Here is an 11,351-nt window from a genome sequence, read left to right as displayed (position 1 = left end):
TCTTCTGCAGAATGAAGGCCGACACTTCCTGCGGGCTGTAGTCCTTGCCGTGGGCGCGCACCCAGGCGTCGCCGTTCGGGCCCTTGACGATTTCGTAGGGCACCATGCCCTTGTCTTTTTCCACCACCGGGTCGCTGGCGTTGCGGCCGATCAGGCGCTTGATCGCGAACAACGTGTTGGTGGGGTTGGTGACGGCCTGGCGCTTAGCGGGCTGGCCGACGAGGCGCTCGCCGTCCTCGAGGAAGGCGACGACCGAAGGGGTGGTGCGAGCGCCTTCGGCGTTCTCGATCACCTTCGGGGTCTTGCCGTCCATGATGGCTACGCACGAGTTCGTGGTGCCAAGGTCGATACCGATAATCTTGCTCATGTTGAGACCTGCAGCTCCTGATTGGCGGACGGCGGTGACAAGGGCCTTAAGGCAAGCGCCCCGGTTTTTCTCGAGCCGTCCCCGTCTGGTCGCGTTCTAACGGTTGATCCAAATCCTTACCGCGCGGACGGCGTCTACCAAACGACGTCAGAGCGGAAAGCGTTCGTTCAATCGAAGTTGACGAGCCCGTCAACCCCGCTTCGAAGCCGATATGGGGGATAGGCGCCGGCCTGCAAGCCCAATCCCGCAGGGAATGAAGGGGAATCTTGGCCCGAAACGAAAAAGGCCGCGCTCGAAAAAGCGCGGCCCTTCCGTCAGATAGGCGGCGAGAGCGGCCCGAAAGCCTCACCTCGCGTTCGCTGAATCCATTCAGAGAGCGTGTTCGCACCTCGGCTTTCGGCTTCAGCCCTTCTTGGACACCCAGGCGGTGATCGCCGGCAGGGCGGCCTTGCGGGCCTTGATGCGGTCGGTGATCGAGGCCACCGACTTCTCCGCTTCGCCACGCGAGCCGGCCGGCAGATTTGCCTCGGCATAGGCGCGGACCTTGCCGATCATCGCCGGATCGGCCGAGCCCCTGGCCAGACCGGGGATGAACTTGGTCGCCGAGGCCGCGTCGACCTTGCCGTTCACCGCGTCCTTGTGGGCGACGGCGTAGTCGAAGGCCAGGTCCGGATGCAGCTGCGCCACCTTCGAGATCATGTTGGCCGACAGGGTCTCGCCGGGCTCGTCGGTCAGGGCCAGGTCCAGGGCCTTTGCCGCCAGGGCCTTGTCCTGGACCGAGGCCAGCTGAGTGTAGAGCTGGTCGCGGATCAGCGGGGTCTTCTCGGCCTTGGCCTGTTCGTGCAGGGCGTCCCAGGCGGCTGCGTCGGCGTTGCGGCCGACCGAGGCCAGGATCGCCTTGCGCAGCGAACCGGGGACGGCGGCCGGGTCGGTCTTGTCGGCGGCGTAGCGGCGCTTGGCCTCGGCGATCACGGCCGGATCGCCCAGGATGCTGAGGCTGTTGATCAGCGTGGTCCGCAGCGTGGCGACCGGACCGGTCTCGCCCGGCTTGGCCGTCCAACCCACTTTCTGGAACACAGGCGACAGACGGGCGATGGCCAGCTTGCGGAAAGCGGCGCGGTCGGCCGGCGCGCTTTCGTACATGCCGTCGACATTGGTCAGCACGCCAGCGACCTTGCCCCACACCTGCGGATCGGCGTCGGCCGGGGTGGCCATGACCAGATCCAGGGCGTCGGTGACGGCTTGCTGGCCGTTCAGGCCCAGGGCCCAGGCGTCCGACATCACGCCCAGCTGGTCGATGGCCGGCAGCTTGGCGAAGCTGGCCGACACGCCTGCGAAAGCCTTGGGCGTGTAGAGGGTGCGGAAATAGCCGGCCTGGCCGGCGTTGACGATCACTGGACCGCAGCCGTCGACGCTGAGCGAGCCCTTGCCGCCGACGACCAGGGTCTTGGCCACGGTGCTGGAGCCGGCCACCTGGGCCGAGACCGGCACGCGCCAGGCCAGGGGGGTCTTGGTCGGCCTGTCGCGGCTGAACTCGCCCTGGGTCAGGGTGACCGGGGTCTTGCCCGCCGCGCAGGCGCCCGTATCGACGGTGATCAGCGGGATGCCCGGCTGCAGGGTGAAGTCGTGGGCGATGGCCGTGATCGGCTTGCCGGCGGCCTTCTCGACCTCGCGCCACAGATCGTCGGTCTGGGTGCTGCCGTGGGCGTTGGCCTTGATGTAGGCGCGCACGCCGTCACGCCAGGCGTCGTGGCCGACATAGGCCTCGAGCATGCGGATGACCGCCTCGCCCTTCTGGTAGGTGATCCCGTCGAAGGCCTGGCTGGCCTGGTCGACGGTCTCGACGTGCTGGACCACCGGGTGGGTGGTCGCCAGCGAGTCCAGGCCCATGGCGTATTCACGGCCGCCCACGGCGCCCAGCTGGGTGTTCCATTCGGGGTGGAAGTGCTCGGTGGCCCGGCCCTCCATCCACGAGGCGAAGCCCTCGTTCAGCCACAGGTCGTCCCACCACGACATGGTCACCAGGTCGCCGAACCACTGGTGGGCCATCTCGTGGGCCACGGTGGTGTAGATGTTCTCGCGATCGTTCTGGGTGGAGATCGCCGGATCGTCCAGCAGGGCGTATTCGAAATAGAAGATCGCACCCCAGTTCTCCATGGCGCTGAAGAACTGGCTCTGGCCGGGAGCGGCGATGTGGTCCAGCTTCGGCAGCGGATACGGCGCGCCGAAATAGTCGTTGTACCACTGCAGGATCGGGCCCGAGGACTTCAGGGCGAAGTCGGCCTTGGCCAGGTCGCCCTTCTTGGTGATCACGCCCATCTCGACGTCGCCGACCTTGGCGGTGGCGCGGTCGAAGTCACCCAGGCCGAAGAACAGCAGATAGGTCGACATCTTGGGCGAGGTGGCGAAGGTCACTTTCGACTTGCCGCCGCCCAGGTCTTCGGTCTTGGCGATGGGCATGTTGCCGATGGCCATCTGGCCGGTCGGGACGGTGACCTGGACGTCGTAGGTGGCCTTGAAGAACGGCTCGTCCCACGAGGGGATGAAGCGGCGGGCATCGCTGTTCTCGAACTGGGTATAGAGCGCCCGCTTCTTGCCCTGGTCGGTGTCGTAGTCGAGAGCGAACAGGCCGGCGGCCTGTTTGTAGATCTTGCCGCTGTAGTCGATGGCCAGGACGTGGGCGCCGGCGCTCACGGGCTTGTCGAAGGTAAAGGTGGCCGTCTGGGCCTCGGCGTCGACGGTGACCTTGGCGGCGCCGACCCCGGCCATCTCGACCTTGGAGAACGCCAGGTCGGCGGCGTGCAGGGTGATGGTGCTGGTCGGCTTGACCACGTCGACGGCGATCTTCACCGAGGCGGTGAAGGTCAGCTTGTCGGCGTCGGGCGTGAAGGCCAGATCATAATGGGTCGGAACCACGCCGCGCGGCAGCTGGGTGGTGACGGTGGCGGCCGTGACCGCCGACTTTCCGGAGGCCGGCGCGGCCGCGGTGGTCGCGGCCAAGCTCGAGCCGGCGGCAAAAACGAGCACGGCGGCAGCCGCGGAGGAGAGAAGTCGACGCATGAACGGCCTTGGATTGCAAAAATTGTTCGGCAGGATGCCCCCGGGGCGCAAACCAACACTGTCCCGACGCGGCTGACCCATTAAATCTACGTAATGATTAAACCGATCAGCGTTCTGCCGGGTTTCGACCTCTGGCCCGGATTGCTGGACCCCAAGGCCCAGAACGATCTGACGCGCCTGGCCCTGGCGGCCTTCGAGGTCGCGCCGGCGACGAATTACGAGACCGCCTACGGCAAGGCCATGAGCGTGGCCATGTCCAGCTTCGGCCCGCTGGGCTGGACCAGCGACAAGACCGGCTACCGCTACGCCGACCGCCATCCGGGCACCGGCCGGCCCTGGCCGGACATGCCGCAGGCGCTGCTCGATCTTTGGGCGGACCTGGGCGATCCGCAGACGCCGCCGGACTCGGCCCTGATCAACCTCTATCGCGACGAGGCCCGCATGGGTCTGCACCAGGACCGCGACGAGGCCGATCCGCGCTTCCCGGTGCTGTCGGTCTCGCTGGGCGACACGGCGGTGTTCCGGATCGGCGGGACCTCGCGCAAGGACCCGACCAAGTCGCTGAGGCTGTCGTCGGGCGACGTCTGCCGCCTGTCGGGACCGGCTCGGCTGGCCTTCCACGGCGTGGACCGGATCCTGCCGGGGTCTTCGTCGCTCGTGCCGGGGGGAGGGCGGATCAACATCACCTTGCGGCGGGCGCGGCTGGCCTAGCCGAGCCCGCCCCAGACCCCGGCGGCGGCCAACAGGTCCGCGAGATCGTCCGGCCAGACCTGATCGGTCGTCGATCGCAGATCCGCCGCCGACCACCAGCGGTGCTCGGCCATCACCTCGCGCTCCAGATCGGTCCAGCGGTCTCGAGAGATCTCGGACGCCGCGATGCGTATCAGGAAGAATCGCTCGTCGGCCGCCACCCTCTCGCCGTCTGGCGTCCGGAATTCCACGCGGCGTTGGGCGACCTGGGGGCCGGGATCATCGATGCCCAGGCCCGTTTCCTCGAGCAGTTCCCGGCGCGCGGCGTCTTCATAGGTTTCGCCGGGGTGGAGGCCGCCGCCCGGCGTGGCCCAGAACACCTGCCCCGCCAGGGGGCCGGCCCTGTGTTCGAAGCGGAAAAGCAGGAGCCGATCCTCAGGATCGATCACCAGCAGGCGGGATGACGGGCGCTCGCGCATGCGTCCAGTCTATGGGCGCGGGACGAAAAAGGCCGCCCCTTTCGGAGCGGCCGTTTCCATTTGGACTGTTGCTGAGACCGGCGCGCCAGCCTCGCCCGCATCACCCCCGCAGCTTGCGGGTGATGGTCTCCAGGTCCTGGCTCAGGGCGGCGTCCTCGGCGCGCAGGGCCTCGATCCGGCGGACGGCGTGCAGGACGGTGGTGTGGTCGCGACCGCCGAAGCGACGGCCGATGTCCGGCAGCGAGCGGGTGGTCAGCTGCTTGGCCAGCCACATGGCCGCCTGGCGCGGACGGGCGATGGCGCGGTTGCGGCGCTCGCTGAGCAGGTCGGCCTGCTTCATGCCGTAGTGCTCGGCCGTGGCTTTCTGGATGTCGTCGATGGTGATGCGCTTCTCACCGGCCCGCAGGTGCGGACGCAGGATCGCCTGGACCTCGTCCAGGGTGAGGCGCGAGACGCCTTCGCCGGCCCGGGCCGACAGGGTGTTCAGCGCGCCTTCCAGCTCGCGGACGCTGTCGGTGAAGCGGTCGGCCAGGAAGTTCATCACTTCCGGGCGCAGGGTCGGGTCGAAGCCGTGCTGGCGCGACAGCGACTGCAGCTTGCGCTCCAGGATGCCGATGCGCAGGGCGCGGTCGGCCGGCTCCAGGCCGCAGACCAGGCCGGCCTGCAGGTGCGAACGCAGGCGGGCGTCCATCTCGGTCATCGCCGCCGGGGCGCGATCCGAGGAGAACACCACCCGGCGGCCGTCCTCGACCAGGGCGGTCAGGGTGTGGAACAGCTCTTCCTGGCTCGACTGCTTGCCGGCGATGAAGTGAACATCGTCGATGATCAGGAGGTCGGCGCCGCGCAGCTCTTCCTTGAAGGCCGCGGTCTGGCGATCCATTACCGCGCGCACGAAGGTCGACAGGAAGCGCTCGGCGGTCAGATAGACCACGCGCTTGGTCGGAGCCTGGCGCATGGCCTCCCAGGCCAGGGCGTTCAGCAGGTGGGTCTTGCCGAAGCCGTAGGGGCCGTGGAACAGCACCGGATTGAAGTGGCCGTCGGCCCAGCTGGCCACGCGGCGCGCCACGGCGTGGGCGAATTCGTTGGCCGGACCCGGCACGAAGGTGTCGAAGGTGAAGCGTTCCTGCAGGCCCTGGACAGGGGAGGGCTTGGCGCCGGAGGCCGCGGCCGGAGCCAGGGCGGGCACGTCGCTGGAGACGGGCAGGGCGATCTCGATCGGCTCGGCCTTGGCCTCGAAGCCGCCCGACGCGGTCCCGTTGGCCGCCTCGAACTCGAGGCGCGACTTCAGATCCAGACGGCGCGAGGTCGGATCGTTGGCGGCCCACAGCTCGCTGACGCGACGCCACGCGCTGCGACGGATCCAGTCGCGCGCGATGCCGGTCGGAGTCACGACCACGACGTCGCCGGCCTGGCCTTCGCGCAGGGTGGCGGGCGCGATCCACGATCCGAAGGCGGCGTCACCCAGCTCGCGTTTCAGGACAACGCACACCTTGTTCCAGACGACGCCCGCAGGCTCGCAGGCGACGGTGGAGAACGCAGCCGAAAACTCTTGGGTCACTACCCCGCCTTTGGTCGTCATCGGTCACCGCCTCGATATGTCGTGTCATCCCCGATCGCCGCCCCCCATGGCGCACGACCGTGCCTCAACCTTCTTGTCCAGCAGACACAGGGGGTTGATCGGCGAACGCAAGGGTTCCGCCGCCGCCAGTGATCTCCATGGACTGGAAGAGCGTTGAGACGTTCAAATTAGCCAGCGGCCCGGGCCGGTCAAACGGAAAACTTGAGTCCGTCGGCGGATATTTCTGTTGACTCGACAGACGTCCTCGCGGGCCAAGGGAATGCAATTTCGCAGCCCGGCGTTCACCGAGCGGAATGTCTCGTGGACAATCTGGACTTTAGAAAAACGCAATAGAAAAAGCCGGCCGAGTTTCCTCGACCGGCTTCTCTAAGTCTTTGAATTCGCTAGCCGAACGGTGTTCGGCAAGAATCTGGATTAGGCAGCGGCCTGATCAAGCTTTTTCAGGCGAGCGGCCAGGCGCGAAACCTTGCGCGAGCCGGTGTTCGGGTGGACGACGCCCTTCGAGACGGCGCGCATCAGTTCCGATTGCGCTTCGATGAACGCGGCCTTGGCGACGTCCTTGTCGCCGGCGGCCAGGGCGTCTTCGAACTTGCGCAGGAAGGTGCGCACGCGCGAGCGGCGAGCAGTGTTCACTTCGGTGCGACGGGCGATCTTGCGGATCGCTTTCTTGGCGCCGGGATTATTGGCCATGAGGTGGACCTTCAAACGGACAGCCGCGCGGGCGGCCGCGAAGCAGGAGAAATCAAGAGCGCGCGGATATACGGGAACGACCGGCCGGGGTCAATCCACCCACAGGCCAGAATCTCGCGCACCGCTCGGACGGCCGTTCACGACCCCTTGAACGCCGGTTTGCGCTTCTCGACGAAGGCCGCCATGCCTTCCTTCTGGTCGTCGAAGGCGAACAGCGAGTGAAACAGGCGCCGCTCCAGCTGGACGCCCGTCGACAGGGTCGTCTCGTAGGCGGCGTTGACCAACTCCTTGTTCATGGCGGTGGCCAGGGGCGACTGGGCGGCGATCTTGGCCGCCACGGCCAGGGCCTCGTCGATCAGGGTCTCGGCCGGGAAGATCCGCGACACCAGGCCCGCGCGCTCGGCTTCCTCGGCGCCCATCATCCGGCCGGTCAGGATCATGTCCATGGCCTTGGACTTGCCGACCAGGCGGGTCAGGCGCTGGGTGCCGCCGATGCCGGGCGCGACGCCCAGATTGATCTCGGGCTGGCCGAACTTGGCCGTGTCGGCGGCCAGGATGAAGTCGCACATCATCGCCAGCTCGCAGCCGCCGCCCAGGGCGTAGCCGGCCACCGCGGCGATGATCGGCTTGCGCGTGCCCTCGATCGCCCGCGCGCCGGCGGCGAAAAAGTCGTCCTTGAACATCTGGGCGTAGGATTTGTCCGACATCTCCTTGATGTCGGCGCCGGCGGCGAAGGCCTTGGCCGAGCCGGTGATCACGATGCAGCCGACGCCGTCGTCGGCCTGGGCGGCGGCCAGGGCGGCGGCCAGTTCGGTCAGCAGGGCGGTGTTCAGGGCGTTCAGCGCCTCGGGCCGGTTCAGCCGAACCAGGGCCACGCCAGGCGCGCTCTCCGGCGCTTCCACGATCAGGTTTTGATACTCGGCCATCGACGGTCTCCTGTTGGCGTCGCCTTTATAGAGGGGCGCGCCGCGTTGGGGAGCCCCGCCGCACGCGAGACGTCTCGACGGCTTGACATCATGTTTGGCGCCTAACAATATTGTTAGATGGCTAACAAATCCTCTGCCTCACGACATGACACCGTCGGAGCCTGGGCCAAGCGATGCTATTTCGCGGGTCGCGCCTTGATGGACGACGCTCTCCGGCCGCACGAGCTGGGATCGACCCAATGGTATGTTCTGCACCACCTGGCCCGGGATGGACCGACCATGCAGCGCGAACTGCTGCGAAGCCTTCAGGTCGAACGCGCCACCCTCAGCGTCGTCGTCGCGACGCTCGTCCGCAAGGGCTTGGTCGAGCAGGTCCCGGACCACGTCGATCAGCGCCGGAAGCTCCTTCGGATGACGCCGGCGGGCCAGGCGCTGTGGGACGCGCTGCCAGACCTCTCCTTCATCCAAGAGGTGGCGTTCGGCGACGTGGACGAAGGCGATCTCGCCATCGCGATACGGGTGCTCAGGACCGCCACCGAGCGGCTCGACAATCATTCGCGAAGAGAAACGGGCGCATGACGATCCTGTTGACCGGCACGACCGGCCTGGTGGGCGCGCGGCTTCTGCCGCGCCTCGTGGAGGCCGGACTGGATTGCCGCGCGCTCGTCCGGAGCGGCAGGCCCGCTCCAGATGGGGCGAGCGCGCTCGAGGGCGACCTCCTTGATCCCGCGTCGCTCGTCACGGCGGTGACCGGCGTCTCGGCGATCATCCATCTCGCCGCGGTTTTCCGCTCGCCCGACGCCGATCTGATCTGGAGGAGCAATCTCGAGGGAACTCGGAACCTGATCGCCGCGACGAAGGCTCACGCCCCAGACGCCCGCTTCATCATGGCCAGCACCAGCAACATCTATGACGCCCACAGCCCTCGCCCCGGCCGTGAGGACGACGACGCCGATCCGAAGCAGGCCTATCCGGCCAGCAAGCTCGCGGCCGAGAACGTGCTGCGCGACAGCGGGTTGACGTGGTCGATCCAGCGCTTCGGCTTCGTCTATGGCGACCAGGACGGACATTTGGAAGCCCTGCCCGGGCACGCGGTGAGCGGCGGGATGCATCCCGCCCAGAGGATGAGCCTGGTCCACCATCGCGACATCGCCGGCGCCATGACCCTTGCCATGGCCGGGGCGATGGACGGACGCATCGTCAATATCGTCGACGACGCCCCGACCTCCATTTTCGAACTCGTCGCGCTGGCCGGCGGGACGATGGCGTCGTCCGCCGAGCCGCTGACGAACCCCTGGCGCCTTCACGTGGATGGTTCGCTCGCCCGCAGCCTCGGCTTCCAGCCCACCGTGCGCACCGTCCACCAGGCCGTGCAGGAAGACCTCATGTAAAGCCCGCCCGGGTGGGCGGCTCGGCTGGGTTAAACCTGGCAGACCGGACAGAAGAAGGTCGAGCGTCCAGCCTGGACCTCGCGGGCGATCGTCCCCTTGCACCCCGGCGTCGGACACGGCTCGCCCTCGCGGTCGTAGACGCGGAAGCGGTGCTGGAAATAGCCCAGGGCCCCGTCGGCGGCCGCGAAGTCCTTCAGGGACGAACCGCCCACCTCGACCGCCTCGGCCAGCACGTCCTTGATCGCCGTGGTCAGGGGTCCCAGCCGCTTGCCGGCGATCAGGCCGGCCGGCTTGAACGGCGAGATGTGGGCCCGGTGCAGGGCCTCGCAGACATAGATGTTGCCCAGGCCCGCGACGGTCTTCTGGTCCAGAAGCAGGGTCTTGGGGCCCTGTTTGCGGCCGTTGAAGGCGGCGACCAGGGTTTTGGCGTCGAAGGCCTCGCCCAGCGGCTCTGGGCCCATGGTTGCGAACCAGGGGTGCCGGTCCAACCGGTCGGTGGCGACCAGGTCCATGAAACCGAACCGGCGGGGGTCGTAGTAGGTCACCGTCGCGCCAGCCTCGGTCTCGAACACGACATGGGCGTGCTTGTCGTCTGGCTTGACCTCGCGGGCGAAATCGCCGGGCCTGATCGAGCCCTCCGGGGTCGCGATCTCGAACCGCCCGGTCATGCCCAGGTGCATCACCAGGGTGTCGCCCCGGTCCAGCGGGGCCAACAGGTACTTGGCCCGGCGGTCCAGGCGCAGGATCTTCGCGCCGCTCAGGCGCTGGACGAAGCCCTCGGGCAGGGGGAAGCGCAGGTCGGGACGGTTGGCGCGCACGCGGGCCAGGCGCGCGCCGCTCAGCACCGGCTCCAGGCCGCGGCGCACGGTCTCGACTTCGGGCAGTTCGGGCAAGGAGGACCTCGGTTGTATGGCTTGAGGCGCCAGATATCGGGCATGCCGCGTCCGGTTCCTAGGCCCGGCCGACGCAAAACCGGTGACGGCGAGGCGCGGGCGGCTATAAGAGCGGACGAAGCGGGGCCGCGCCCCCAAGTCACCTGTGAATGTCGATTTCGAGCACGCGCATGACCAAGGCCTCCGCCACCTTCGGATTCAAGGACGTCGACGCTTCGGCCAAGGCCGGGCTGGTGCGGGGCGTGTTCGACCGGGTCGCCAAGAACTACGACCTGATGAACGACGTGATGAGCGGCGGGGTGCACCGGCTCTGGAAGGACGCGGTGGCCGCGCGCCTGAACCCGCAGCCGGGCGAGATCATCATCGACTGCGCCGGCGGCACCGGCGACATGGCCCGCCGCTTCGCCAAGATGGCCCGGGCGGCTCAGGAGCGTCGGGGCGGTCCGGACGCCCTGATCAACATCATCGACTACAACGCCGAGATGATCGGCGCCGGGATCGAGAAGGGCGGCGCGCCTGAGATCACCTGGACCGTCGGCGACGCACAGCGCCTGCCTTTGCCCGACGCCTATGCCGACGCCTATGTCATCTCGTTCGGCATCCGCAACGTCACCGACATCGACGCGGCCCTGCGCGAGGCCCGGCGCGTCCTGAAGCCCGGCGGCCGCTTCATCTGCCTGGAATTCTCCAAGCCGGTCACCGAGGCCCTGTCCAAGGCCTATGACGCCTATTCCTTCAAGCTGATCCCCCAGTTCGGCGAGTGGCTGGCCAAGGACCGCGACGCCTACCAGTACCTGGTCGAGAGCATCCGCCGCTTTCCCGACCAGAAGACCTTCGCGAGCATGATGGAGAACGCCGGCTTCAAGCGGGTGACGATCACCAACTTCACCGGCGGCGTCGCGGCCATGCACCAGGGCTGGGCGGTCTAGGGGCCGGGCGGCCGGCCTCTTCCCCCTACGGGGAAAGACGATCGCGAAGCGGTCGTAGGGGGCAAGTGGGTGCGCTCCCGCGCCTAAGCTGCGATCTGATGGGAAGGGTGCGAAGCGCCCGGGCCTCGCCCGGAGGATTTGCGGTTTTGAATACCGTTTCGACGAAGTGCAGACGCTTCGCGTGGCCGTTATCCGGAAGCCTTCGGATCGCCGATTTTTAACCGGCTCCGATGGAGGCCCCCGACGGGCGGAGAGTTGGCGCTCTCCGGACCGCCCGGGCGATTTCAGCCCGGGCCTGCCGCGTCCGCCGATCCCTCGCCGCCTGGGCTTCGTCCCGTGTTTCAGGG

General features: G+C 67.7%; 11 protein-coding genes. 4 read left to right on the top strand and 7 right to left on the bottom strand.

The genetic code is table 11. The features are described 5' to 3' along the window. A partial coding sequence (locus J7528_RS23075; protein WP_291879528.1) for an Hsp70 family protein occupies window positions 1–367 on the bottom strand: 367 nt, incomplete at its 3' end. Between the two features lie 402 nt (window positions 368–769). Further along, window positions 770–3,394 (bottom strand): M1 family metallopeptidase, encoded by a 2,625-nt coding sequence (locus J7528_RS23070; protein WP_291879526.1) that lies wholly within the window; start codon window positions 3,392–3,394, stop codon window positions 770–772. Between the two features lie 126 nt (window positions 3,395–3,520). Between J7528_RS23070 and J7528_RS23065 the strand changes: the two genes are divergently transcribed. Continuing rightward, a complete protein-coding gene (locus tag J7528_RS23065) occupies window positions 3,521–4,138 on the top strand; it encodes an alpha-ketoglutarate-dependent dioxygenase AlkB (protein ID WP_291879523.1) in 618 nt (205 codons plus the stop codon). On the opposite strand, the gene J7528_RS23060 is transcribed toward J7528_RS23065, so the two are convergent. The 4 genes from J7528_RS23060 to J7528_RS23045 all read right to left on the bottom strand — a co-directional run bounded on the left by J7528_RS23060 (window position 4,135) and on the right by J7528_RS23045 (window position 7,791). Continuing rightward, window positions 4,135–4,596, bottom strand: coding sequence for an NUDIX domain-containing protein (locus J7528_RS23060; RefSeq protein WP_291879520.1), 462 nt, complete (start codon window positions 4,594–4,596; stop codon window positions 4,135–4,137). The genes J7528_RS23065 and J7528_RS23060 overlap by 4 nt on opposite strands. A 100-nt stretch (window positions 4,597–4,696) precedes the next feature. Then, a complete protein-coding gene (dnaA, locus tag J7528_RS23055) occupies window positions 4,697–6,175 on the bottom strand; it encodes a chromosomal replication initiator protein DnaA (protein ID WP_291879517.1) in 1,479 nt (492 codons plus the stop codon). A 414-nt stretch (window positions 6,176–6,589) separates the two neighbouring features. Further along, window positions 6,590–6,865 (bottom strand): 30S ribosomal protein S20, encoded by a 276-nt coding sequence (rpsT, locus tag J7528_RS23050; RefSeq protein WP_291879514.1) that lies wholly within the window; start codon window positions 6,863–6,865, stop codon window positions 6,590–6,592. Between the two features lie 137 nt (window positions 6,866–7,002). Further along, a complete protein-coding gene (locus tag J7528_RS23045; RefSeq protein ID WP_291879511.1) occupies window positions 7,003–7,791 on the bottom strand; it encodes an enoyl-CoA hydratase in 789 nt (262 codons plus the stop codon). 198 nt (window positions 7,792–7,989) lie between these two features. Here J7528_RS23045 and J7528_RS23040 point away from each other — a divergent pair, with 198 nt between their 5' ends. Both J7528_RS23040 and J7528_RS23035 read left to right on the top strand, forming a co-directional pair. Next, window positions 7,990–8,370 (top strand): MarR family transcriptional regulator, encoded by a 381-nt coding sequence (locus J7528_RS23040; protein ID WP_291879509.1) that lies wholly within the window; start codon window positions 7,990–7,992, stop codon window positions 8,368–8,370. Beyond that, window positions 8,367–9,182, top strand: a complete 816-nt coding sequence (locus J7528_RS23035; RefSeq protein ID WP_291879508.1) for an NAD(P)-dependent oxidoreductase — start codon at window positions 8,367–8,369, stop codon at window positions 9,180–9,182. The genes J7528_RS23040 and J7528_RS23035 overlap by 4 nt, the downstream gene beginning before the upstream one ends. A gap of 29 nt (window positions 9,183–9,211) precedes the next feature. Here J7528_RS23035 and mutM read toward each other — a convergent pair whose 3' ends face one another. Further along, window positions 9,212–10,075, bottom strand: a complete 864-nt coding sequence (gene mutM / locus J7528_RS23030) for a bifunctional DNA-formamidopyrimidine glycosylase/DNA-(apurinic or apyrimidinic site) lyase (RefSeq protein WP_291879506.1) — start codon at window positions 10,073–10,075, stop codon at window positions 9,212–9,214. A gap of 170 nt (window positions 10,076–10,245) precedes the next feature. Between mutM and J7528_RS23025 the strand changes: the two genes are divergently transcribed. Further along, window positions 10,246–11,004: a class I SAM-dependent methyltransferase gene (locus tag J7528_RS23025; RefSeq protein ID WP_291879503.1), complete on the top strand. Its 759-nt coding sequence runs from the start codon at window positions 10,246–10,248 to the stop codon at window positions 11,002–11,004. Window positions 11,005–11,351: the final 347 nt, after the last annotated feature.

Origin of the sequence: Caulobacter sp. (assembly GCF_017744445.1) — a bacterium.
Classification (GTDB): Bacteria; Pseudomonadota; Alphaproteobacteria; order Caulobacterales; family Caulobacteraceae; genus Caulobacter.
This window is presented reverse-complemented; position numbering and strand designations above follow the sequence as displayed.

Bases quoted from the DNA above. Each gene is read 5' to 3' on its own strand.
- J7528_RS23065 (WP_291879523.1), top strand. From the start codon at position 3,521: ATGATTAAACCGATCAGCGTTCTGCCGGGTTTCGACCTCTGGCCCGGA.
- J7528_RS23060 (WP_291879520.1), bottom strand. From the start codon at position 4,596: ATGCGCGAGCGCCCGTCATCCCGCCTGCTGGTGATCGATCCTGAGGAT.
- dnaA (WP_291879517.1), bottom strand. From the start codon at position 6,175: ATGACGACCAAAGGCGGGGTAGTGACCCAAGAGTTTTCGGCTGCGTTC.
- rpsT (WP_291879514.1), bottom strand. From the start codon at position 6,865: ATGGCCAATAATCCCGGCGCCAAGAAAGCGATCCGCAAGATCGCCCGT.
- J7528_RS23045 (WP_291879511.1), bottom strand. From the start codon at position 7,791: ATGGCCGAGTATCAAAACCTGATCGTGGAAGCGCCGGAGAGCGCGCCT.
- J7528_RS23040 (WP_291879509.1), top strand. From the start codon at position 7,990: ATGGACGACGCTCTCCGGCCGCACGAGCTGGGATCGACCCAATGGTAT.
- J7528_RS23035 (WP_291879508.1), top strand. From the start codon at position 8,367: ATGACGATCCTGTTGACCGGCACGACCGGCCTGGTGGGCGCGCGGCTT.
- J7528_RS23025 (WP_291879503.1), top strand. From the start codon at position 10,246: ATGACCAAGGCCTCCGCCACCTTCGGATTCAAGGACGTCGACGCTTCG.